The following is a 22,847-nucleotide window of genomic DNA, read 5'->3' on the forward strand; positions in this document are numbered from 1 at the left end:
TTTTTATTCTTCTTGAGCGGAAACTTCACTCTTATGGCTTTAATCGTCCACAAATATGGCGGTACGTCGATGGGCTCGACTGACCGTATCAAGAATGTCGCCAAGCGCGTTGCCAAGTGGCACGACGCCGGGCATCAAATCGTGGTGGTGCCATCCGCCATGTCGGGCGAAACCAACCGCCTGATTGGACTGGCCAAGGAAATCATGGATCAACCCGATCCCCGTGAACTTGACATGATCGCCTCGACAGGCGAACAAGTGTCCGTCGGCCTATTGTCGATGGCACTGCTGGCGATCGGCAAACAAGCCGTATCCTATGCTGGCTGGCAAGTCGCGATCAAGACCGATTCCGCCTTTACCAAGGCACGCATCCAGTCGATCGATGACGAAAAAGTCAAACGCGACCTCGATGCAGGCAAGATTGTCATCATTACCGGTTTCCAGGGCGTCGACGAACACGACAACATCGCGACCCTGGGCCGCGGCGGTTCGGACACCTCGGCCGTGGCGATCGCCGCCGCCATGAAGGCGGCCGAATGCCTGATCTTCACGGACGTCGACGGCGTCTACACGACCGACCCGCGCGTGGTCTCCGAGGCGCGCCGCCTGAAGACCATCACCTTTGAAGAGATGCTGGAACTGGCTTCGCTGGGTTCCAAAGTGCTGCAGACGCGCTCGGTGGAATTTGCCGGCAACTACCGCGTTCCCACGCGCGTGCTGTCGTCGCTGACCGACCCGATGTTGCCGCTGGAAATAGAAGCCAATTCAGGCACCCTGATTTCGTTTGAGGAAGATACAAACATGGAACAAGCAGTCATCTCCGGCATCGCCTTCAACCGCGATGAAGCCAAAATCACCGTGCTCGGCGTGCCCGACCGTCCAGGCGTGGCGTACCACATCCTGGGACCGGTGGCGGACGCGAACATCGAAGTCGACATGATCATACAGAATCAGTCGGTGGACGGTAAAACGGACTTCACCTTCACCGTCTCGCGCGGCGAATACACGCGCGCGCTGGCCGTGCTGGAAGCGAACCGCGAATCGCTGGGCGCGGCCAGTATCACGGGCGACGCGAAAGTGTCGAAACTGTCCGTCGTCGGCGTGGGCATGCGCAGCCATGTCGGCGTCGCATCGCAAATGTTCCGCACCTTGTCGGAAGAGGGCATCAACATCATGATGATCTCCACTTCCGAGATCAAGATCTCCGTGCTGATCGATGAAAAGTACATGGAACTGGCAGTGCGCGCGCTGCATAAAGCGTTCGAGCTGGAAAAAGCTTAAATATCCAAAAATATTGCCCCACGCCCTTGACCAAAGGGGGGGCAATCGATATTATGACGTTCGTCGCTGCAGCGCAGTTAGCTACAGAGACATAGTTGAGTAATCAGCTAGGAGACGTGGCCGAGTGGCCGAAGGCACATCCCTGCTAAGGATGCATACGGCTTATACCTGTATCGTGGGTTCGAATCCCACCGTCTCCGCCAGAATCAAATAAAAAAGCCTCCCCTGCGGGAGGCTTTTTTATTTGTCTGGACGGAACGGTGGGATTCGAAGGACTGGGCCGTGCCGGCCCAGTCCTCTCCGAATCGCCCAATCACCGCGCTGCGCGCGGGCCGTTGGCCGCGCAGCGGCCAACGCCGTCCCCTCACCTCAGGCTCTGGCGGCAAGCGCCCCCTCTGCATCAGCCCCCATCAGTACCCTCATTCCTACCCCCGTCCCGCCTCAGCAATAAATACAACAAGTGACTTAGTGTGAGTATTGACTCTTTGTCATTATGGATAATGGCAATGTTATTAATAAAAATACGCATGCCCAGCCATGCTTCCATTGTCCAGTCCAATCGAGGAGTTGTCATGTCCCACCGCCTTCCCCGCAGGTACGTGTCGCTGTGCCTGGCCGCCATGCCGTTCGCTTGCAGTGCCGCCTTCGCCGCAGAAAGCACGGTCAATCTGAATGTCGACCTGAACCTGCAGTCCGTGCCCAAACTCGAGCTGCGCCTGCTGCAGGAGCCGCCGAAGCTGAAGGCGCGCGCCAGGCCAGCCAACCGCGCGGCGAGCAAGCGCGACGAGTTTGAAAGGTCGTATGACCTGTACATCCGCTATGCCAACGGCAGCATCTATAACCCGACCACGGCCAAGCATGACAAGGTGCGCCTGCGTTCCTACCAGCAGACGGACGGCCTGGCGCTCGATGGACGCGACGAGAATGCGGCCACCTTCATGGCGCCCACCGTGGTGATGGCGCCGGGGCAAACCGTGCGCTTCAAGCTGCATAACCAGTTGCCGGCGCTGCCGGCCGAGCAGTGCGCGACGAGCGATATCAATGCGGCGCGTCCGCTTGGCTGCTTCAACGATACCAATCTGCATTCGCATGGCCTGTGGGTCTCGCCCTCGGGCAATAGCGACAACGTGTTGATATCGATCAAGCCTGGCGTGGATTTTGAGTACGAATACAATATTCCCATCGACCACCCGGCCGGCACCTTCTGGTATCACCCGCACCAGCATGGCGCGACGGCGATGCAGGTCGCCAGCGGCATGGCCGGCGCGCTGGTGGTCGAAGGCGACCGATATCCGACCGCCACGGCGAATGGCGACCTCGATGTGATACTGAAGCAATTCCAGCCCGACGATGGCAGCGGCAGCGCCGGCGAGGTGATACTGCTGCAGCAAATTCCCTATGACTGCCCCAGCAACAGCCTGACGCCGACGAAGCCGTGCGCCACGGATGGAGTCGGCGTGCTGGAGGATTTCAATCAGGTCAAGGATCCGGATGCCTGGCTGATGTCGGGCCGCTATACCTCCGTCAACGGCAAGGTGCAGCCGGTGCTGAAGATGAAGACGCAGCGCCTGTACCGCTGGCGCATGATCGACACGGGCTTTCAGGCAACGGTGGTGCTGCGCATCCGCCGTGCCAACGACCCGCAAAAGCTGTTCCGGGCGCTCGGCGTGGCCAACCAGGACAAGGACGTGATGGAGTTGTGCGATGGCGAGGACGTCACGCAATTCGAGGTGGCCAGCGATGGCTTGACGCACGACAAGATTATCCCCAAGACCTTGAATTACCTGCAGCCGGGTTACCGCAGCGATATTCTGTTTGCCCTGCCGAAAGCCGGTGCGTATTGCGTATATGCGGAAACCAACCTCAACAACATGACGACGATGCATGACGTCAACAACACGCGCCTGATCGGCGTGATCGCCGCCAAGACCAACGCCAAGGCGTCCGCGCGCGCCAGGGCGGGCGAGTCGCCGCGCGATTTCCTGCTGGCCGAATTGCGCAACGCCGTCAAGAGCCTGCCCGGCGCCCAGTTGCCCGATAACGTCAAGAGCATCATCCTCGGCGACCTGGAGAATGGTCTCAAGCTCGGCAAGTTCGTCCCGCATGCGGGCTTCAGCGAGGCGGCAAAGGACGCGATGCGCGGCAAGAAGAAGGAGTATGTGACCTTCAATATTGCCAAGTTGGACGGCAAGGTCCGCTTCATGGTGGAAGGCAAGCCGGAAGACTCGCCGATACCCGAGCTGAAGTATGTATATGATCCGCACCGCGTCGACCACACGCTGGTGCTGGGCACCGAGCAGATCTGGGAGCTCGCGTCGAAGAATGGCAGCCACCCCTTCCATATCCACGTCAACCCCTTCCAGATCATCGGCATTTCCCGCACCGACGGCGGCACGGTCAATGCGCAGTACAAGGATCTGATCGGCACGTGGAAAGACACCTTGCTGGTGATGGAGAACCACAAGATCGAGATTGCCACGCGTTACCAGCGCTACATCGGCGAATACGTGCTGCATTGCCACATCCTCGAGCATGAAGACCAGGGCATGATGCAAAACGTCAAAGTGGTACTGCCGGATGGCAAGGGTGGTGGCGACGTGGGCGGACACGGACACTGACCGTTCCTGGCGGCAGCGCGCCCGGCGCGCTTTCGCCTTTCCCAACCTGCTTCCGGAGCAATTGCCCATGTTACGCATGAAAACTTCCCTCCTTCCCCTCCTGGCCGGCTTGCTGTGCGCGGGCGTCTGCACTGCGGTACAGGCGCAGGCTGGCGTATCTTGCCGCCCGGAATTGCAGGCCCAGGCGGAGCCGGGTGGCGCGCGCGTCGTGCGCTACCGCAAGAATATCGATGAGCTGACCCCGGCCGAGCTTGACGCCTTCAAGCATGCGGTGAGCGAGATGAAACGCAAGAGCCAGGAAAACGTGTATGACCGGCGCGGCTTCCTGTGGCAAGCCTGGGTGCATAACTGCACCTCCGTCGATGTCTTCAATGACCGCCAGGCGGCCTTGCCAGGCGACAGGCTGAAGCAGTTGCTGGGCGATCCGACGCGCAACAGCTGCGACATTGCTTATTTCATCGACAAGGTGGCGACCGAGGACAATGCCCATGAGGAATTCCCGGGCGAGTGCGAGCACCAGAAGAACACCTTCCTGCAATGGCACCGGGCGCAGCTGTACTTTTATGAGCAAGCCCTGCAGGCGGCCGACCCGAACGGCGAGCGTGGCCCCAGCACGCGCAACGTCGCGTTGCCGTACTGGAACTTCACCCGCAAGCCTTCCGGCGTGCGTTATCCGAAAGCCTTCGAGGATGTCGATTCGCCGCTGTACGATGCCACGCGCAAGAGGGAGGGGCTCGACAGCTCGCTGGCCACGGCTTCGCCCAACTTACTGGCCTACCAGATCTATTACATGGATTGGGCCGATTTTGGCGGCGACGAATATGGCAGCCTGGGCGGCGGCAACCTGGAGACGAAGATCCACAATCACATGCACGCCACCTACATGGGCGGCAATATGGGCGACAACGTCACGGCCGGCCTCGATCCGCTGTTCTATGCCTTCCATAATTTCCTCGATTACAGTTTCGAGAAGTGGCTGGACGAGCATGGCGACGCCGGCATACGCGGCAGCGGGCGCACGGCGTTCATGCGCAGCGAACAGGACGCCAGCTTGCCACGGCCCGTCGGCTGGAGCGCCGGCAGCGGCGATGCCCAGCGCAGCGATTCGGGCGACTATACGGCCAACATGGGCCAGGCGGTGCTGTACTTCGACACCCTCCGGCAAGGCTATGGCTTCCAGCCGCGCTATGGCGGCGAATTTGCCCGCAAGAAGGATATCCAGGCTTTGATCGACCGGCACCAGCAGGCGGGGTTTGTATTCGGCGACAACCAGAAAAGCCTGTTCGCCGCCCTGCTCAGCGACGATGCGGCCGATGGCGCGGTCGCCAGGCCCGACCTCACCGTGACCAGCGCCTACACGATCCCGGCGCGGCGGGTGGCCAGCGACAAGCGGGCGAACATGGTGCTGGACCGCGCGCATGCGGACGAAGACTACAGTTTTCAGGCCGATATCTACCTGTATCCCGCCAAGGTGACTGCGCGCATCGGCGACAAGGCGTTCCGCGACCGCTACCTGGTCACCAGCACCAGCCACTGGGCCCTGTCCGGTGCCCACCAGCATGATAAATATGTCATCGAAACGGATATCACGGGCATCGTCGACAGCCTGGTCCCCAAGAAGCGCAGGCAGGCCTGGCGCATCACGGCGGCCATCACCACGAATGACAAGGGCCGCGGCCTGATACGGCAAGGCGATTTTTCCACGCCCGTGATCCAGGTCGTCGACCGCCGCAAACCTGCCGAACCCACGTATGAGGAGAGCAAGCCATGAGCGAACGGACCAGCTTCAAGCGCGACGTGCAGGGCTTGTTTTCCCGCTACGTGGCCGACATGAACAAGATCAAGCTGTCGAACCCCGAGTCGACGGGCGTGCAGCGGCTGTACCTGAATGACTATGCGAGCGTGAAGGCGTTTGCCTGGCAAATCCAGGTGGCCATCCACGGTTACGACTATGACAGCCGCAACGCAAAATGGCTGGTGGACGCCGGGCACCGCCTGCGCGCGCCGGGAGGGCGGGAAGGCGAGTATGTCATGTCCGCGCCGCATCCGATGCCGCCCGACGGGCCGATGCCGCAGGAAGGCATCGATATCTTCGACCAGTGGGTCAGGGACGGCATGCAGCCGTGACTATCAGGCCAACCGGCACAGACACCCTTGATGATCAGGAGTTCAGCATGGCATACACAGGTTTGAGAATTCACCCCGCCATCGGCATCGCCCGCGTCGGCAACAGCGAAGAATACTATCTGGGCCCGGAAAGCCTGGCCGGCATGCCGCTGGCTGGCCAGGATGGCACGGGAGGCTTGCCGATCCGGCCCGGCACGGAAGACACGACCATCGCCAGCACCGAGTTGCGCGACGCCGGCGGAAAGCTCAAGCGGCAGGCGGCCCGCTTCCGGATTTACCAATATGCGTTCGACGCGGCGGACGGCGTGGAAAGCTACCCGCTGGGCCGGCGGGGCGCGGCGGCCGAAGTGGCCATCGGCAGCATGGTCGATGGCAAGATCGTCAAGGACATCGTCTGGACCGTGCACCTGGCCAACAAGAAAGCCAATAGCTGGGAGGGCGGGGAAGGCGTGGCACCGTTCGACAAGCAGCGCGCGCCAGCCCTGCGCAATCCGGCCTTCGGCACACCAGGCTCGCCGCACTTCGGCACGCCGGCCGACCCACTGCGCCTGAAGCTGCTGGTCATCGACCCTGGACCGCGCACCGTGCAGGCTTCGCGCCAGGGCGTGCAGCAGTTCGACACATCGACGCCGCCGTCGTGCGCGGATGCGGCCAGCGGCGCCGTGCGCAGCCTGCCCGACTATCCGGTGTCGTTCCCGCGTGGCGGGCCGCCTGGCGCGCCGGCGCAAGGCCCTGGCGCCATCATCGCCTCGCTGGGCGCCATCGCGACGGAAACGAATGGACGTTTGCTGGTGCTGGGCGGCTATGGCAAGGCATGCGGCTTCGACGCGCAAGGCAATTATTCGCCCGCCGCCGTCCTGCACGACAATGTCAACAACGACAACTGGTTCGATGACGTGGCCGATGGTCCCGTCACGGCCATGCTGCTCTTCGCCGACGGCACGGCGCGCAGCGTCGAGGGCAGCGCCTGGGTGATATCGAGCGACCCGTCGTACGCGCCGCAAACGGCGAACGTTGTCTCGCTGTGGGACGACCTGTATTGCACCTGGCTGGAAAAAATGGCGCTGCGCCCCGCCGTCTACGCGGATGGCAGTTACCAGACGGGCTACCGGAGCAATTTCAGCACCGATGTCCAGCCCATCCTGCGCGCGGCCTCGCTGCAGCGCTGGACGACCAGCTTGCCGCCCAGGGCGATCAAGGAGCACGACTTGCTGGGCAAGATGAAGGCGGACGGCCTGAGCTACCCGATCATGAATTTCATCCGCCATCCCGACCAGACGGGCGCGCCGTCGCTGAAGCCGCAAATGCCGCTGTCGCTGGGCGACGCGGGCAGCAGCCTGCTGACCCTGACCCGGGCGCAGTATTTTTTCATGGACCAGTGGGCGCATGGCCAGTACGTGGCCGACAGCGGCGATTTCCTGCTGGGCGCGGGCGAAGCGCTCGACCGCACCGTCCTGTTCAACTGCCTGGGCGGCCGCTACAGCCCCGGCATCGAGATGGGTTTTATCGTGCGCGACTCCGGCCTGTACCGGCAGGCGTGGCGGCGCCATGATGCCGGCGGCCCGTTCCGCATCAATGCACAGCATCTCGATTACGCAGCCGCCGTCAGGGACCAGCCCTTCCTTGGCGCCGGCTACATGCCGCTGCGCGGCGGCGAGGTGCAGCCCGGCGACGTGTCGAAGTTCATGGCCTTGCCGTGGCATACCGATTACAACTCGTGCGCCACGCATTTGCCCGATCCGAATCCCGGCGGCAAGGTACTCAATAACCAGCAGGCGATCGATGCGGCCACGGCGCTCAAGGGCAATGGCTACAATACCTTGCTGTATTCCTCCTGGCCGGCGCAGCGGCCCGTAGCCGTGTACACGTATGACGACGTCGTCGCCAATGGCGGCGAACTGGCGACGCCGCGCTATTCCGTGCGCGGCAAGGGCACGCGGGCCGATGGGGTGCCATCGACCACAGCGGAAAATGCGGAAATCGACCGGCCCGCCATGCATGTGGGCCGCTACCAGGACCGCGCGCAGTTCCTGCTGAACTGGCACCGCATCGGCGTGGTCGTGCAAAGCACGGTGATTGCGCGCAAGGCTGGCGAGAAGGCCATCTGCAAGGATTACTACCTGGAAGTCGAAAGCCTGTTCGACAGCGATGAAAGCAACCTGGTCGAGTATTGGCGCAACACGGCCATCGACAAGGTGTACCGGCCGAAGCCGCAGACGAAACCGAAGCCCTGATGGCGGCGGCTGCAGACAGTCCCGGCGCGGCCGGGCCATCGCGGCCGCGCTACCGGGTCGCCATCATCGGCGGCGGTCCGGCGGGCTGCGCCTGCGCGCTGGCGCTGGCGCAGCATGGCGTGCACGACGTGCTCGTGATCGAGGCGGGCGACTACGCTCAATTTCGCATCGGCGAAAGCATTCCGCCCGAAGCCAACCGTCTGTTCCAGGCGCTGGGCATTGCGCAGGATTTTTTCGCCGAGGCGCACGCGCCTTGCCATGGCAGCTGTTCCTGGTGGGGCAGCGACAAGCGCGGCTACAACGACGCGCTGCTGCATCCGCTGGGCCATGGCTGGCACCTGGAGCGTTCCCGTTTCAATGGCTTCCTGGCGCGCCAGGCGCGCTTGCGCGGGGCGGAAGTGCTGCTGCGCGCCAGCCTGGCCGCGTCGGCCCCGGCGCAAGGCGGCGGTTTTACCCTGGAATTGATGCTGGGCGATCCCGCGCACCCGCGACTGGCCAGCATCCATGCCGATGTGGTGGTCGACGCCAGCGGCACGCGCGCCGTCTTCGCGCGCCAGCGCGGCAGCCGCAAGGTCGCAACGCTGCCGCTGGTATGCCTGGCGATGCGCTTTGCCGCGCCAGACGGCCCCCGCTCCGGCCTGACGCACCTGGAAGCGGTCGAACATGGCTGGTGGTATGGCGCCCATCTGCCTGACGCCACCTTGCTGCTGGCGTTTTACAGCGATGCGGCCACCGTCAGGGCGCGGCGCCTGCAGCATGCCGGGCACTGGCTGGACGGGCTGGCGGCCGCGCCCAACACGGCTGCGCTGGCCCGCGGCGCGGCGCCGCTGGCAGGCGGCGTGCAGAGTTTTCCCGCGCCGTCCTACTGCCTCGAGCAACTGCATGGCGACGGCTGGCTGGCCATCGGCGACGCCGCCTCGGCCTACGATCCCGTCACTTCGCAAGGCATCGTCAAGGCGCTGGCCAACGGCATGGCGGCCGCTGGCGCCATCGCCGGCCACGCCACCCTGGACGCGGTGGCGCAGACGGTGGCGCTGCGCCATGCGCAATACCTGGCGCAGCGCCAGCAGTACTACGGCTGGGAGCAGCGCTGGCCCGCCGCGCCGTTCTGGCGCCAGCTGCATGCGGGGGCGCAGGCGCGCTAGCGGTCTTATCGCCGCTGCGCTTCGCGTTCGAGCGTATCCTTGCCGATGATCTTCAGGCTGGCGCCGCCCTTGAAGGGCAGCGCTTCCTCGCTGCCCGCCGTCTGGATGCCGGCCGAGACGCCGATTTCGGCCGTCACATCGATGAATTCCGTACGGAACATGCGCAGCTCGGTGTGCTTGATGACGCTTTGCAGCGCAATCGACTGACCCGGCGCGATGGGGGTGAAGGCACGCTTGAGCGCGTGATTGGCCAGGCCCGTCTTCAATACCTGGCTTTGTTCGCTCGCGTTGTCGATCAGGCGCATATTGGGCCCCCGCGCTTGCATGTACTGGAGCGGATAGCCGACTTCCCCGTTGCCGATATTCTTGATGACCACTTCGATGCGCATGTCGCTGCCCGTGAAAATGCAGGCCGGATTATCGATGCAGTGGGCGCTGATGGAGAGGATGTCGTTCGGCATGGCGTTTCCTGGGAGTTGTAGGGACACTGCGAGCAGTGCGATTAGGAGCCGTTCAGGATGATATCGCATTTGATCTGCCTTCCTATTTTCGTCCGCAGCAATTCCTGCACTTCGATGGCGATCTGCCAGGCATGCCGGTCACGGATGACGATGGAGCCGGCCGAGTTCATGATGTTGGCAGCGGCCGGTTCCGGTTCCTCATCGTCCGAGAGCGAAGGCACGGGCGCATCCCAGCTGCCGTCCGGCTTCTTGTATTTGACGGTCTCGTCGTCGCCTTCCACATACGAATATTCATCCGGCAGGCCATAGCAGTGACCGAATTCATGCGCGTGCGTCTGGCCATCGGTCGAGGCGGACACGTCGATGATGGTACCCGTCACGCTTTCGCGGTCGTAGCGTTTGTGGATCTGCATGACGTAATGCTCGTTGCTCTCCACATAAACGACGCGGTAGATGATGGGCAGGGTGCGCGTGCCGCATTCCGGATCGCTGATTTTCATCTGGAATTTATTGTTCCAGTGGCTTTCCAGCCCCGTGGTGGCGATGCCCTTGACGTACTTGATGACGGCGGCGCGCTGCTTGGCCCGCGTGGCGGCCTGCGGGGTACCTTTCTCGCGGTCTTCCAGCGCCTGGTCGGCCGGCTCGAGCACCGTGATCACCTTGACGCGCAATTCGGCGATGATGCCGGTATTCGACTTGACGGGCACGTAGATCTTGTAGCGCACGTTGTCGAAATAGTCATGCGGTGCGCCGGTGGCGCCGAAGGTGTTGTTGTAGCGCGGCACGCTGGAGACGCTAATCTCCTTTTCATAGTCGGCGATCCAGCAGGCGGGGCGCTTGATCAGCACTTCCTTGCGCTGTTTGTTGTCGACGGGGCTGGTGCTGGACGTGCCCGTTGCCTTGAATTTCGGTTCGGGTGTGGGCGGCGCCTTGGCCGTCGTGCCGGGCGCGGGCGCCTTGGCGCGCGTGTCCGAGCCGGGTGGCGGGGCAGGAGCCGGGTCAGGGCTGTTCTCCGTCTCGGGCATCTGGCCCGGCGATTTGAGCAGTTCGATCACCAGCGCCTCGACGGCGGCAGCGGCCACGATGTGGGTCAAGCCCCTGGCGTCCGTCATGCCCGTTTCGATGCTGCCGTCGGCGCGCTTGACGCGATACGGCTGGCGCGGCATCAGCTCACCCGTGTCGCGGTCTTTCAGCACGAAGCCTTCGTCGAACAGTTTCAAGCGGCTGTCCGGCAGCGGCGGCAGGCCGGCGGCAACGCTGGCGCCGCCGTTGAAGATATGCTGCCCGCCCTTGACCGTAAAATGGCCGGGGCAGCGGAAGGTGATGTCGCCGCCTTCGAGCGTGATCGAGGATTGTCCCGCCTGCAGGACGATTTTCTGGTTGGCCTTGATGTCGATGCTGTCGCTCACGGAGATCACCGTGACGGCTTGATCGGCGAGGATTTCCAGCTGGTCGGTATGCGCTTCGAGCGAGACGGGGCCGTTGCCCGCGACGGCCTTGATGCCGCCTTCCTGACTGAACAGCGTGGCCGCGTTGGCCGCTACCGAGGCGACCGTCTGGCCGGCCGTCATGTGCAGGTCGGCCTGCGCCGTCCAGTGCAGATGCTGGCCCGCGAACAGCACGGTCGACGCGGGCGTGGCCCAGTTGATGCTGGTGGGCGACTCCATCAGCACCAGCGGCTGGGCGTAGCGTTCCACGGGCTGCGCCGCATCGGGCGCGCGCGTGCCGCTGCCCGCCTTGCTGGCTTCCTGGCCGCCGACGTTGGCCTGGTACTTGCCGTCCTGCCCCGGGTCGATCTGCTTCGCCATGTCCAGCTGCGCCTGGTTCGCATCCTTGCTGACGAGGGCTTTTTGCTGGCTTGCCGATGTCGCCACGGTCTTGCTCAGTTCACAGGCGCCGCGCAGCAGGGCCAGCGCTTCCCTGGTGTCGAGCTGGCTCGACGCCACGCCGGCGCCCTGGCGCGCGCGCGCCGTGGTCGAGAGCAGCACGCCTTCGCCGGCGCGCAACATGGCCCAGGCATCGGTGCGCAACTCAAAGCCGCTGCCGCGGTAGCTGCCCCGTTGCGCCGAACTGGCGCCTTGCTGTACCAGGTAGCCCAGATTGAGCTCGGTGGCGGCGCTGCTCGAAGCGAGCCGGGTGCGCAGCTGGCCCTGGGTATCGTCCAGCACCCACTGGTTGTAGCCGGCACCGTCGAAATTGTGGCTGTGCATGCCCGACAGGACGCCCGCGTGGTTGACGCCCGAATCCTCGCCGGCCGCATACGGCGGCGTGTCGCTGCCCGTGTAGAGCTGGGCGACGACCAGCGGGCGGTCCATGTCGCCTTCGATGAAGTCGACCAGCACTTCGGTGCCGAGGCGCGGCGTGAATTGCGAGCCCCAGTTCGGACCGGCCAGCGCTTCGGCCACGCGCACCCAGGCGCCGGAAGCCTCGTTGCCGGGCGCGTTGCCCTGCTGGTCGGTGTTGTGCGCAAGGCCGCCCGGATTGGCGGCGCTGCCGCGCTGCCAGGCAAACTGGATGCGCACCTGGTGGTCGCGGCCCGTGGTGGCCACGCTGTCGGCCAGGCCCACCACCAGCGCCGTCTGCGGGCCCAGCGCCACGGCCGGCGCGCGCGCGGCGGTGGCGCGCGGCACGATGGCCACGCTGGCGCGCACGCAGCCGAAGCGGTTGCGGTAGGTGCCCGGCTCGATCTGGCCGGCGATCCAGTCGGCCACGCCGCCCAGGCCGGCCGTCCTGGCCAGCTTCGACAGCACGCCGCCCAGGCTGGCGCCAGCTGGCCCTGTATTGTTGCGCGCCTGGTGCTCGGCCCACAGTACGGTGAAGGCGTTGGCGCCATCGGCATGCTGCTCGTGCTGCAGCAGGCGCATGGCGTGGCCGGCGGCCAGGCGGCGCACGGCACCGGCGCCGTCGAACTGCTTGTTGTCCAGTTCCAGCGCTTGCAGCATGCGCTCGCTGTACGGCCCGGCCGCCGCGCGGTCGGCGTGCAGGCGCTCGCCGGCGCCGTCATACACGGCCAGCTGCGGCAATTGCCCGGCCTCCAGGCTGGAGACCTGCTCGGCGGCGGGCGCCGTCACCTGCGCCGGGTCCCAGCTGCTGATGCTGACGGCATTCGATTGCACCTGGCGGCGCGCGCCGAAGCGGTCGATGGCGTCGTCGGTATCGGTGGCGCGCACGCCGTGAAAGCGCATGTCGCCGCCGCCCGGCGTCTGCGGCGCGGTGGCCTTGCCGTCGAAGATCACCAGTTTGTGCCTGGCCTGCGCCTCGCCCTCGCCGCCTTCCTGCGCGCCGCCGGGCTGGTCGTGCTCGAAGCGCCAGCTCAGGCCTTCGGCGGCCAGCAGGCGCGCGAAGAAATCGAAGTCGCTTTCGCGGTACTGGGTGCGGATGGCGCGGGTGGTCAGCGCCTGGCTGACGTCGAATTCGAAGCGCAGCTGCGGGTAGTCGGCCAGCAGCTCGGTGACGATGTCGCGCGCATTCTTGTCCTGGAAAATGTAACTGTCGCGGCGCAGCTGCAGCAGGGCCAGGGCCGGCTCGAGGCGCAGCCGGTAGCGCGCCACGCCGCCGTCGGCGCCCAGCCAGGCGCAATCGGTGCAGATGCCGTGCCAGGCGCGCTGGCTGCCGTCGGGCTGCAGCAGGCACAGCGTCATTTCCTCGCCGATGAAGGAGGCCAGGTCGAGGCTGGCCGCGGTGCTCAGCGCGTCGACCTCGAAGCGGAACAGTTCATTGACGGCCTCGCGGCCCTCGAACTGTTCCGCCATCAGCGATTCCGGCTGCCCGGACTGCTGGGCCGTGGCCAGGCTGATGAGCCGTGCATACTGGCTCAGGCCCGTGCCGAACTGGCCCGTTGGTGCCGGGGTTTGTTGTGCGCCGCCCATCACGGCAGGGTAATGCTCAGGTTAGCCACGCGCGGCGCCAGCTTGACGATGTCGTTGTAGGCATTGATCTGCGCTTGCGTCTGTTTGGCCAGCATGGTGCGCAGCCCCAGGTAGCCCAGTGCGCAGATCAGGGCGAACACCGAGCACAGCACCCATGGCGGCACGTTGTTGCGCAGCTTGTGGATGATCTGGTCGGGCCGCTCGGCATGCGGGGCGAAGCCGGTTTTCTTGCCCTTCATCTGGGCGATTTCGTCGCCCAGGCGCGCCGTCAGGTAATTGAGTTTTTCCGGGCCTTCGAGGATGTAGCGGCCCTGGAAACCCAGCAGCAGGCACATGTGGAAGACCTCGAGCGCCTGCAGGTGCGCGCTGCCGCGCGCGCGCAGCGCTTCGAGACGGATGAAGAAGTTTTCGCCGGCCAGCTGGTCGCCGAACAGCACCAGCTGCAACGGCCGCCGCGCCCATTCGTCGCGGATGCTGTAGGGCGAGCGCAGGATGATTTCATCGACGGCCGCGCAGAACGCATATTTGGCGGCGTCGATGTCGTCCGCCGACGCACCCTGTTTTTTCGCGCCGCGGCTGAACTCGTCGAGGAAGTGCGTCATCTTGCTGATGAAATCGGCATTGTCTTGCGGCCCGCTGCCGTTCTTCAGCATGAACAGGGCGTAAAAACCGTCGTACATCAAGTCCATCAAGGTGTGTTCGGTGCCGGAACCGGCAGCCATGCTGGCGGCATACGCGGCCTGGCTGCCGGACATCAGGGAAGGGGGAGCGCTGGAGTGCATCGTTGGACCTCAGGAAGTGACGGCGACAAGTTCGAGTTTCAGTTCACGCATGCCGGAAGGGACATACACCAGCAGCGACTGCGCCTGCAGCATGCGTTCGTACATCTGGCCCTTGGCCTCGATGGTGAAATAAAACATGTCGGGGCGCACCGGCACGGCGGCCGGCACCTGCGGCGCATGCTGCAGGCGCACCCCGGGCAGGGCGGACAGGACGAATTTTTCCACGTCGTCCGGCGCGCCCACCTTGAAGCGCAGCGGCACCACGTCGACCAGTTCCACGCCGGCCATGTCGGCTGACACGCCCAGGTAGAACGCCGTCTTGGCATCGATCTTTTCCGAGTCCAGCTTGCCGTGATGGTAGGACGGCTTGGTTTCCGTCAGCGCGATGGCGAAGTATTTCGACGAGATCACCGTGTCGAGCAATTCGCGGATCATGGCGTGCAGCTGGGCGAACGCGGGGCCGGGATCGGCATGCCGGTACGGCGGCAGGTCGGCCAGCGCATGGCTTCGTGAAAAGGTCATCAAGCCGCCCGCCAGGGCCAGCAGCTGTTCGTACAGGCGCTCCGGATGCAGCGCCGGATGATGGAAATAATGGCTGAGCGAGGCGTAGGCCGCGCTGGCCGTATGCAGCAGCCAGAACGAGGACATGTCGCCGGAGCGGAACTCGATCACGCTCTTGCTCGGCTCGCGGTGATGCCCATACAGCGCGTTGACCTTGGCTTGCAGCGCGTCGATCAGGCGGCGCAGCTGCAGGAACAGCAGGGGCGCGCTGCGGATGGACAGGCTGGGGGGCACGAAGGCCGGGTCCTGCTCGAAGCCGCCCGTCGACAGGCGCCGCAGGCGCAGCAGGGGGAAGCTGACGTAGGAATCGCGCGGTTCGGCATCGGCGACCAGACGCAGGGTTTTTTTCAGGTAGGTCAGTTCGGCCTGCGCGGCCTGGGTGTACAGGTCCGGCGTGCTGAGATTGGCCTGGGCGTAGCGCGCCGCGTTGTTGGGCTGGCCGCTGGCGGCGAAGTTGCCGCCGAATGGCTTGAAAGCCGGCAAGGCGGCGTGGAAGGTCACCGATTGCAGCGACGACGGCACGTTGCCCAGGTCGAGCGCGTCGGGCAGGTCATCGCTTCCGGCGGCGTTGTAGATTTCGCCGTCCTGGAAGACCAGCGACAGTTCCAGCAGGCGCAAGCTGTTGTTGGCCAGCGCATCGCGGTCGATCTGCAACTGATTCACGCCCCACGCGTACGGGTGCAGCGCCTTGACGCTCTCGTGCAGGCGCTGTTCGTGGTAGTGGTCTTGCTGCTGGAAATGCTGGGGCCGCAGGAACAGCCCTTCGCCCCATAACAATTTGTTTGCCATGCTCATGGATTGCCCTCTATGCCAGACACAGTGAGGCGCGCGGCAGCGACTAAAAATCATGCTTCGCATCGCGCAACTTGGTGCTTTTTTCGCAACTGCAAGAACCTTAACATTATCTTGAAGAATGGTGCGTACTGTACGTTTTTAACGCGAGTAGTGTGAGTTTTCGCGTATTTTCTATTGAACGCAGTGAATTTTCAAATCGTGTTACGCTCCGAAAAATAAACAATTAGCAACTATAAAAAGCAACTTTTCAATCCGCAGAATGCGCCTCTTTTTTGAAGGAAAGCTCAACATGACACGCCCGGTTTCGCTATGCACGCTTGCAGTTATCGCCTGTGCTTTTGCCCTCAGCGCCTGCAGTACGGCGCCGGTGGCCAAGCCGCCGCCCGTCGTGGCGCCGACGCTGGAAGAGCTGATGGCCAAGGCCACGCAGGCGGTGGACACGGGCAACAAGGCAGCGGCGCTGGCGCTGTGGCAGGAGGCGGCCGCCGCGGCGCCAGCCGACAAGCAGCCTTGGGTGCGCATGGCGCAAAGCCGCTACGATGCCGGCCAGTATGGCGAAGCCATCCTCAATGCCCAGGAAGTGCTGGTGCGCGATCCTGCCGACAAGCTGGCCAACAGCGTGATCGCCATCAGCGGCCTGCGCCTGTCGACGCGGGCGCTGGCCGACCTGAGCCGCCAGAACAACCTGTCCGGCCCGCTGCGCGCGGAATCGCAGGACCTGGCCAAGCTGCTGCGCGAGAGCCTCGGCGAAACCGTGCTGGTGCCGCCGCCGGACAAGCCGCCCGTGCGCGCTTCGCGCAAGCAGCCAAGCAAGCGCACTGCCGATGAGGGCAGCGCCAATCCATTCAATGCCCTGAAGTAGCCAGCCAGGCACAGGTACGCCGCAGTTCAACAGGCGCATCGCCGATGCCGCCAATATTTGGGAAGGGGATGTCATGTCGAAAAAAGATAGTGTGCAGAAACGCTTGCAAAAGGTACGCCCGCCACGCGTGCAGATGACCTATGACGTCGAGATCGGCGACGCCATCGAAAACAAGGAACTGCCCTTCGTGGTGGGCGTGGTGGGCGATTTCGGCGGCAATTCCGAACTCGAACAGAAGCGCCTGAAGGACCGCAAGTTCGTCGATATCGACCGCGATAATTTCGATGAAGTGATGAAGGGCATCGAGCCGCGCGCCACCTTCCGCGTGCCGAATGAACTGGGCGCCGCTGGCGGCCAGTTCGGCGTCGAGCTGAAATTTCGCGCGATCGCCGATTTCCGCCCGGAAGCGGTGGTCGAGCAGGTCGAGCCGCTGCGCAAGCTGCTCGAGGCGCGCACCAAGCTGGCCGACCTGCGCAACAAGCTGGCCGGCAACGACAAACTGGAAGACATCCTGAATGACGTGCTCAACAGCACGGAAAAACTGGCCCAGCTGGAACAACATTCCCACGTCAGGAAAGATTGATATGTCCGCACAACTGACCCCCGCACTGAGCGCCGCCGGCGCCGCCGAAATCGACTTGCTCGACCAGATCGTCGAGCAGAGCAAGGTGGCCAAGTCCAGCGTCGAACACGCCCGCGCCAAGGATCTGATTTCCGAACTGGTCAGCCAGGTCATGGATGGCACGGTGGTGGTATCGAATAACCTGGCCGCCACCATCGACGCCCGCGTGGCCGAACTGGACCAGCTCATTTCCGCGCAGCTCAGCGCCATCATGCACGCGCCCGAATTCCAGAAGCTGGAAAGCAGCTGGACGGGCCTGCACTACCTGGTGAAAAACACGGCCACCGGCACGAATCTGAAAATCAAGATGATGAACGCGACCAAGCGCGAACTGGTCAAGGATTTCCAGAGCGCGCTGGAGTTCGACCAGTCGACCATGTTCAAGAAGGTCTACGAAGAGGAATTCGGCACCTTTGGCGGCGCGCCGTTCGGCACCTTGCTGGGCGACTTCGAATTCAGCCGCCAGCCGGAAGACATGTATTTCATCGAACAGATGTCGCATGTGGCCGCCGCCGCGCACGCGCCGTTCATCTCGTCCGCGTCGCCGGAACTGTTTGGGCTGGAAAGCTACAGCGACCTGGGCAAGCCGCGCGACCTGGCCAAGGTCTTCGACACGGTCGAGTATGCGAAGTGGAAATCCTTGCGCGAATCGGAAGATTCGCGCTATGTGGGCCTGACCTTGCCCCGATTCCTGGGCCGGCTGCCGTTCAATCCGCTCGATGGCGCCACCGTCGACGGCTTCAATTTCGTCGAGGACGTCGACGGCACCGACCACCAGAAATACCTGTGGTGCAACGCCGCCTACGCGTTCGGCACCAAGCTGACGGCTGCCTTCGAGGATTACGGCTGGTGCGCGGCGATCCGCGGCGTGGAGGGGGGCGGCCTGGTGGAAGACTTGCCGACGCATACCTTCAAGACGGACGAGGGCGAGGTGGCGCTGAAATGCCCGACCGAGATCGCGATCACGGACCGTCGCGAAAAGGAACTGAGCGACCTGGGCTTCATTTCCCTCGTGCACTGCAAGAACACGGACTATGCCGCGTTTTTCGGCGCGCAATCGGCGCAGAAGGCGAAAAAATACAATACGGATGCCGCCAACGCGAACGCCGTGCTGTCGGCGCAGCTGCAATACATCTTCGCCGTGTCGCGCATCGCCCACTACATGAAGGCCATGATGCGCGACAAGATCGGCAGCTTTGCCGCCGCCTCCAACGTGGAAGATTTCCTCAACCGCTGGCTGACGCAGTACGTGCTGCTCGACGATAACGCCAGCCAGGAACAGAAGGCCCAGTTTCCGCTGCGCGAAGCGTCGGTGCAGGTATCGGAAGTGCCGGGCCGGCCCGGCGTGTACCGCGCCGTGTCCTTCTTGCGTCCGCATTTTCAGCTCGACGAATTGTCCGTTTCACTCCGTTTGGTCGCGGAGCTTCCGCAGTCGACCAAATCGTAATGTATTTTTCTTCACACCCTTGAAAGGAATAACATGGCAATCGACGTATACTTGCAAATTGATGGCATCAAAGGCGAATCCACGGATAACAGCCACAAAGATTGGATTGAATGCAAGTCGGTCCAGTGGCAGGTGTTGCAACCCAAATCGGCGACCGCCTCGACGGGCGGCGGCCATACCGCCGAACGTACCGAGCACAAGGATATCGTCATCGCCAAGATGGCCGATCTCGCCAGCCCCCTGCTGCTGCAGACTTGCTCTTCTGGCAAGACCATCCCGAAAGCCAAGCTCGAGTTCCTGCGCGCCGATGGCCAGGGCGAGCGCATCAAGTACTTCGAGATCGAACTGGAGAATGTGATGATCAGCAGCGTGGCGCCATCGGTGGCCGCGGGCGACATTCTCGGCGAAGACCTGGCACTCAAGTATTCGAAGGTCAAGTGGAAGTATACGCAGCAAAAAGTGGGTGGCGGTTCGGGCGGCAACACGTCCGGCGGCTGGGACCTGTCGGCCAACAAGACGGCCTGACCGACTCTGACCGTATCTGACCGCGTACGCCAGCGGCGCGCTGCCGCCGCTGGCTTTCCTGGCCGCCGGCAGCGGCGTCCACGCCACCCATGAAACGGGAAGCCCATGAAAGGTTTTACGCCGGGCCTGTTCGACCGCCTGATGGATACGCCCGTGCACGGCGCCTCCAGCGGCACCGTCTCGCGCCTCTCGCTCGAAGACTTGAAAGACACCGTGGCGCGCGATCTCGAAGCGCTGCTCAACACGCGCGCCGTGCTGCCCGAGGCGCTGCTCAAACCCTTTCCCGAGTGCGGCAAGTCGATCATCACATACGGCTTGAACGATTTCGCCGGGCTTAGCCTGTCGAGCACGGACGACCGCGCCTATATCTGCCAGTGCCTGGAAAAGGCCATCGCCCGCCACGAGCCGCGCTTGCGCCAGGTGCGCGCCTCGCTGGAAATCGAGGAAGGCTCGATCAACCGCCTCAATTTCGCCATCAGCGCGCTGCTGGTGGTGCATGCGGCGCACGAACCGGTCAGTTTCGACGCCATCCTGCAGCCTTCCAGCCTGCATTACACGATCAGCAAGGGACGCCGCGCCGCGTCCACGGGAGCCTGACCTTGGACGAATTGCTGCCCTATTACGAGCGCGAACTGGGTTTCCTGCGCCGCTATTCGCGCGAGTTTTCCGAGCGCTACCCGAAGATCGCCGGCCGCCTGCTGATGGGCGGCGAGGTGTGCGAAGACCCGCACATCGAGCGCATGATCCAGTCGTTTGCGCTGCTCAATTCGCGCATCTCGAAGCGCATCGACGACGATTATCCCGAATTTACCGAAGCGCTGTTCGAAGTGCTGTATCCGCACTACCTGCGGCCGTTTCCCTCGTGCTCGATCGCGCGCATGGATTACGGCGCTGCGGCGGCGCAGCTGACGGCGCCTGCGGAAATCGCCCGCGGCACGGAGCTGACGACGCGCCCCGTGAAAGGCGTGGCCTGCACCTTCCGTACCGCCTATCCCGTGACGGTGGCGCCGCTGGCGCTCACGCATGCGGCTTTTTCCGCCATCATCGAGGCGCCGGAACAGGTGCTGCTGCCGGCGAATGCCACCTCGGGCGTGCGCATCACCATCGAGTCGAGCGCCGCGCAGCTGTCGCTGGGCCAGCTGGGACTGGCGTCGCTGCGCGTGTTCATCGATGGCCAGCCCTCGTTTTGCGCGGCGCTGCGCGACGCCTTGTTCATGCGCACCGTGAAGGCCTATGCCGAGGCGGACGGCAGCGGCAGCTGGGTCGCGCTCGACGGCATTCCCGTGCGCAGCGCCGGCTTTGCCGAGGACGATGCACTGATCCCGTTTTCCGCCCGCTCGCATCCGGCCTACCGGCTGCTGACCGAGTATTTCTGCTTTCCCGAAAAATTCAATTTCTTCGACATCGACCTGGGTGCGCTGTGCGCCGCGCTGCCGTCCGGCAGCCGCCGCATCACCTTGCACCTGGCGCTGAGCGGCTTGCGCACCGATTCGAACACGGCGCGCCTGCTGGGGACGATGAACACGCACAACCTGCTGCTGGGCTGCACGCCGGTGGTCAACCTGTTCCGCCAACGCGGCGAGCCCATCCGCCTCACGCACACGGCCGCCAGCTATCCCGTGCTGGCCGATGCGCGCCGTGCGTATGCGTTTGAGGTGCAGGCCATCGACTCGGTCAAGCTGGTGCGGCAGACGCCGCAGGGCGAATCCGTGGTGGAATTCCGCCCATTCTATTCGCTGCGCCATGGTGAGACCCCGGCCAGGGATGGCCACTACTGGGTCATGCGGCGCGACGAGATCATCGCCGGCAAGAGTCCCGGCTACGAGATGCAGATCTCGATCGTCGACATCGATTTCGATCCGGCCGCGGTGGAAACGGACACGCTCAGCCTGGAGCTCAGCTGCACCAACCGCGACTTGCCGGCGCAGCTGACCTACGGCTTGCACGGCGGCGACCTGTTCCTCGAAGGCGGCTCCAGCGTGCGCAGCATCAGCCTGCTGCGCAAACCCAGCGAGTCGCACCGTTTCGAACGGGGAAGGGGCGCCCACTGGCGTTTGATTTCGCATCTGTCGCTGAATCACCTGTCGCTGGCCGGCAGCGGCCTGGAAGCGTTCCAGGAAATGCTGGCACTGTACGACTTGCCGCGCTCGGCCACGTCGCAGCGGCAAATCCGCGGCATCACGGCCATCGCCCACCAGGCCGCCAATGCCTGGCTGCCAGGCAATCCCTTCGCTTGCCTGGTGCGCGGCGTCGAAGTGCGGCTGACGATAGATGAAGAGGCCTTCGTCGGCAGCGGCATCCACGCCTTTGCGCATGTGATCGAGTGCTTCCTGGGCTTGTATGTGCATGCGAACAGCTTTACGCAGCTGGTGGTGCTGGCAAAAAAATCAGGAGAGGAGCTGTGGCGATGCAAACCACGCAGCGGCGATTCGAGCCTAGTGTAATCGAGCGCCTGTTTGCCCAGCCTTGCCGCTTCCAGTACTTCCAGGCGGTACGCATGCTGGAGCTTTGGCTCAGGCGCAATGGCTTGCCGCACGACGATGCGGTGGCCAGTTTCCTGCGCTTCCAGAATTCCGTCTCGCTCGACTTCGCCCCCAGCCAGATCGAAGCGCTGGCGCCCGAACCGCGCGAACTGGCCACGGACGCCAACGCCCTGGGCGCGGCGCTGCGCAGCGCCCAGCTGAAATACGTGCGCGTCACGCCGGCCTTCATGGGTTTTCTCGGCGTCGCCGGCGCGCTGCCGCTGCACTATACGGAACGCATCGCCACGCATCAGCTGTATGAAAAGGACGAGGGGCCGCGCGCCTTCCTCGACACGTTCTCGAACCGCGCCCTGGCCCTGTTCTATGAAGCGTGGCGCAAGTACCGGCTGGAGCTCAAATATCAGCTCGACGGCAAGGACCAGTTCCTGCCGCTGCTGCTGTCGCTGGCAGGGCTGGGCAACGCCTCGCTGCGCCAGCGCCTGGCGGGGGACGGCACGGGCGTGCTCGACGAATCGGTGGGCTACTTTGCCTCCGCCATGCGCCACCGGCCGCCGTCGGCCGTGATGATCGGCCAGGTGCTGTCCGAGTATTTCGGGCAGCGCATCGCCGTCAGCCAGTTTGTCGGCTGCTGGTATGAAGTGCCGCGCGAGCAGCAAAGCACGCTGGGCGGCAGCAACGCCGTGCTGGGCGCCACCGCCATGGTCGGTGCGCGCGTCTGGCAGCGCGACTTGCGCCTGCGGCTGACTATCGGCCCCCTGGCCCGCCGCCACTTCGACGCTTTCCTGCCCGGCGGCGCGGCCGCCCTCGCGCTCGAGAAGATGCTCGCCATGTTCACCGGCCTGTGCCTGGAATACGAAGTGCAGCTGGTGCTGCGCGCCGCCGACGTGCAGGGCATGGCGCTGGCAGTGCCGCGCAGCGGCGGGCGCCTGGGCTGGGACAGTTTCCTGATCACCGGCGGCGAGGCGCGCGACCGCGCCGATGTCCGCTATGAACTGCATGCGCCGGCTTGAGCGCGCCACTCCACCGATTTCGTCA

The 22,847-nt window shown here is 64.1% G+C and carries 17 protein-coding genes and 1 tRNA gene; 14 read left to right on the forward strand and 4 right to left on the reverse strand.

All coding sequences use genetic code 11. The annotated features are described in order from the left end of the window. The first annotated feature begins 33 nt into the window (after window positions 1-33). The 7 genes from BZG29_RS10960 (at window position 34) to BZG29_RS10990 (ending at window position 9,405) form a co-directional block, all read left to right on the forward strand. Entirely contained in the window at window positions 34-1,281 is a 1,248-nt protein-coding gene (locus BZG29_RS10960; protein ID WP_035817435.1) for an aspartate kinase, read from the forward strand. Window positions 1,282-1,391: 110 nt separating this feature from the next. Beyond that, window positions 1,392-1,484: transfer RNA gene (locus BZG29_RS10965), tRNA-Ser, on the forward strand. 369 nt (window positions 1,485-1,853) lie between these two features. Further along, window positions 1,854-3,899 (forward strand): multicopper oxidase family protein, encoded by a 2,046-nt coding sequence (locus BZG29_RS10970; protein WP_171984977.1) that lies wholly within the window; start codon window positions 1,854-1,856, stop codon window positions 3,897-3,899. 76 nt (window positions 3,900-3,975) lie between these two features. After that, a complete protein-coding gene (locus BZG29_RS10975; protein WP_171984978.1) occupies window positions 3,976-5,670 on the forward strand; it encodes a tyrosinase family protein in 1,695 nt (564 codons plus the stop codon). Then, complete coding sequence (locus tag BZG29_RS10980; RefSeq protein WP_077402257.1) at window positions 5,667-6,026, forward strand: hypothetical protein; 360 nt, start codon at window positions 5,667-5,669, stop codon at window positions 6,024-6,026. The genes BZG29_RS10975 and BZG29_RS10980 overlap by 4 nt, the downstream gene beginning before the upstream one ends. Before the next feature lie 47 nt (window positions 6,027-6,073). Beyond that, window positions 6,074-8,260, forward strand: coding sequence for a LodA/GoxA family CTQ-dependent oxidase (locus BZG29_RS10985; RefSeq protein WP_077402260.1), 2,187 nt, complete (start codon window positions 6,074-6,076; stop codon window positions 8,258-8,260). Further along, window positions 8,260-9,405 carry an FAD-dependent oxidoreductase gene (locus BZG29_RS10990; RefSeq protein WP_150130863.1) on the forward strand — a complete coding sequence of 382 codons (1,146 nt, stop codon included), beginning with the start codon at window positions 8,260-8,262 and terminating at the stop codon, window positions 9,403-9,405. Before BZG29_RS10985 ends, BZG29_RS10990 begins: the two co-directional genes overlap by 1 nt. 5 nt (window positions 9,406-9,410) lie before the next feature. Here the strand turns inward: BZG29_RS10990 and BZG29_RS10995 are convergent, their stop codons facing one another. The 4 genes from BZG29_RS10995 to tssK are packed head-to-tail and all read right to left on the reverse strand — an operon-like array spanning window position 9,411 to window position 15,873. Next, window positions 9,411-9,866, reverse strand: a complete 456-nt coding sequence (locus BZG29_RS10995) for a hypothetical protein (protein WP_077402266.1) — start codon at window positions 9,864-9,866, stop codon at window positions 9,411-9,413. 41 nt (window positions 9,867-9,907) lie between these two features. Then, entirely contained in the window at window positions 9,908-13,735 is a 3,828-nt protein-coding gene (gene tssI, locus BZG29_RS11000; protein ID WP_077402268.1) for a type VI secretion system Vgr family protein, read from the reverse strand. Further along, a complete protein-coding gene (icmH, locus tag BZG29_RS11005; protein ID WP_077402270.1) occupies window positions 13,735-14,517 on the reverse strand; it encodes a type IVB secretion system protein IcmH/DotU in 783 nt (260 codons plus the stop codon). Before icmH ends, tssI begins: the two co-directional genes overlap by 1 nt. Before the next feature lie 9 nt (window positions 14,518-14,526). After that, the gene (gene tssK, locus BZG29_RS11010) at window positions 14,527-15,873 is read right to left on the reverse strand and encodes a type VI secretion system baseplate subunit TssK (RefSeq protein WP_077402273.1); all 1,347 of its coding nucleotides are present in this window, start codon (window positions 15,871-15,873) and stop codon (window positions 14,527-14,529) included. A gap of 289 nt (window positions 15,874-16,162) precedes the next feature. Between tssK and BZG29_RS11015 the strand changes: the two genes are divergently transcribed. From BZG29_RS11015 to tssG, 7 genes are all read left to right on the forward strand, one after another. Then, entirely contained in the window at window positions 16,163-16,735 is a 573-nt protein-coding gene (locus BZG29_RS11015; protein WP_150130864.1) for a hypothetical protein, read from the forward strand. A gap of 73 nt (window positions 16,736-16,808) precedes the next feature. Then, complete coding sequence (tssB, locus tag BZG29_RS11020; RefSeq protein ID WP_077402277.1) at window positions 16,809-17,318, forward strand: type VI secretion system contractile sheath small subunit; 510 nt, start codon at window positions 16,809-16,811, stop codon at window positions 17,316-17,318. Window position 17,319: 1 nt separating this feature from the next. After that, window positions 17,320-18,804, forward strand: coding sequence for a type VI secretion system contractile sheath large subunit (tssC, locus tag BZG29_RS11025; protein ID WP_077402280.1), 1,485 nt, complete (start codon window positions 17,320-17,322; stop codon window positions 18,802-18,804). A 33-nt stretch (window positions 18,805-18,837) separates the two neighbouring features. Beyond that, window positions 18,838-19,329, forward strand: coding sequence for a type VI secretion system tube protein Hcp (locus BZG29_RS11030; protein ID WP_035817450.1), 492 nt, complete (start codon window positions 18,838-18,840; stop codon window positions 19,327-19,329). A 105-nt stretch (window positions 19,330-19,434) separates the two neighbouring features. Next, window positions 19,435-19,926, forward strand: a complete 492-nt coding sequence (gene tssE / locus BZG29_RS11035) for a type VI secretion system baseplate subunit TssE (protein WP_035817453.1) — start codon at window positions 19,435-19,437, stop codon at window positions 19,924-19,926. Window positions 19,927-19,928: 2 nt separating this feature from the next. Further along, window positions 19,929-21,773 (forward strand): type VI secretion system baseplate subunit TssF, encoded by a 1,845-nt coding sequence (gene tssF, locus BZG29_RS11040; protein ID WP_077402283.1) that lies wholly within the window; start codon window positions 19,929-19,931, stop codon window positions 21,771-21,773. After that, a complete protein-coding gene (gene tssG / locus BZG29_RS11045; RefSeq protein ID WP_077409060.1) occupies window positions 21,737-22,822 on the forward strand; it encodes a type VI secretion system baseplate subunit TssG in 1,086 nt (361 codons plus the stop codon). Before tssF ends, tssG begins: the two co-directional genes overlap by 37 nt. Window positions 22,823-22,847 lie beyond the last annotated feature (25 nt).

It is taken from the genome of Janthinobacterium sp. LM6 (assembly GCF_002002885.1).
GTDB classification, from domain to species: domain Bacteria; phylum Pseudomonadota; class Gammaproteobacteria; order Burkholderiales; family Burkholderiaceae_D; genus Janthinobacterium; species Janthinobacterium kumbetense.

Coding starts and splice junctions, on each gene's coding strand:
- BZG29_RS10960 (WP_035817435.1), top strand. CDS start 34: ATGGCTTTAATCGTCCACAAATATGGCGGTACGTCGATGGGCTCGACT.
- BZG29_RS10970 (WP_171984977.1), top strand. CDS start 1,854: ATGTCCCACCGCCTTCCCCGCAGGTACGTGTCGCTGTGCCTGGCCGCC.
- BZG29_RS10975 (WP_171984978.1), top strand. CDS start 3,976: ATGAAAACTTCCCTCCTTCCCCTCCTGGCCGGCTTGCTGTGCGCGGGC.
- BZG29_RS10980 (WP_077402257.1), top strand. CDS start 5,667: ATGAGCGAACGGACCAGCTTCAAGCGCGACGTGCAGGGCTTGTTTTCC.
- BZG29_RS10985 (WP_077402260.1), top strand. CDS start 6,074: ATGGCATACACAGGTTTGAGAATTCACCCCGCCATCGGCATCGCCCGC.
- BZG29_RS10990 (WP_150130863.1), top strand. CDS start 8,260: ATGGCGGCGGCTGCAGACAGTCCCGGCGCGGCCGGGCCATCGCGGCCG.
- BZG29_RS10995 (WP_077402266.1), bottom strand. CDS start 9,866: ATGCCGAACGACATCCTCTCCATCAGCGCCCACTGCATCGATAATCCG.
- tssI (WP_077402268.1), bottom strand. CDS start 13,735: ATGGGCGGCGCACAACAAACCCCGGCACCAACGGGCCAGTTCGGCACG.
- icmH (WP_077402270.1), bottom strand. CDS start 14,517: ATGCACTCCAGCGCTCCCCCTTCCCTGATGTCCGGCAGCCAGGCCGCG.
- tssK (WP_077402273.1), bottom strand. CDS start 15,873: ATGAGCATGGCAAACAAATTGTTATGGGGCGAAGGGCTGTTCCTGCGG.
- BZG29_RS11015 (WP_150130864.1), top strand. CDS start 16,163: ATGACACGCCCGGTTTCGCTATGCACGCTTGCAGTTATCGCCTGTGCT.
- tssB (WP_077402277.1), top strand. CDS start 16,809: ATGTCGAAAAAAGATAGTGTGCAGAAACGCTTGCAAAAGGTACGCCCG.
- tssC (WP_077402280.1), top strand. CDS start 17,320: ATGTCCGCACAACTGACCCCCGCACTGAGCGCCGCCGGCGCCGCCGAA.
- BZG29_RS11030 (WP_035817450.1), top strand. CDS start 18,838: ATGGCAATCGACGTATACTTGCAAATTGATGGCATCAAAGGCGAATCC.
- tssE (WP_035817453.1), top strand. CDS start 19,435: ATGAAAGGTTTTACGCCGGGCCTGTTCGACCGCCTGATGGATACGCCC.
- tssG (WP_077409060.1), top strand. CDS start 21,737: ATGCAAACCACGCAGCGGCGATTCGAGCCTAGTGTAATCGAGCGCCTG.